Annotated in this window: 1 protein-coding gene; it reads right to left on the reverse strand. The window is 59.3% G+C overall.

The window, feature by feature from the left end; all coding sequences use genetic code 11:
* Window positions 1-259: head decoration protein (locus ACP7H9_RS14275; RefSeq protein WP_258783149.1), on the reverse strand; the 259-nt coding region annotated here is incomplete at its 3' end.
* Between the last annotated feature and the right edge of the window lie 11 nt (window positions 260-270).

The raw sequence follows: 270 nt of genomic DNA on the forward strand, positions 1-270 counted from the left end.
GCACATCCTCATAACGGAACGTGCCGGACTTGTAGAACGTCAGCGTGGTGCTGGTCTGGTCAGCAGCAACCGCAAGAATGCCAACGGCAGCACCGTCGGTGGTGCCATCCCACGCAACCAGCTTACGGCTGGAGGTGTCCAGCATCAGCGGGGTCATTGCAGGCGCTTTCGCACTCAATCCGCCGGGCGCGGTTGCGGTATGAGCCGGGTCACTGTTGCCCTGCGGCTGGTAATGGGTAAAGGTTTCTTTGCTCGTCATAAACATCCCTT

The organism is Idiomarina sp. ST20R2A10, from assembly GCF_051842345.1.
In the GTDB taxonomy this organism is placed as follows: domain Bacteria; phylum Pseudomonadota; class Gammaproteobacteria; order Enterobacterales; family Alteromonadaceae; genus Idiomarina; species Idiomarina loihiensis.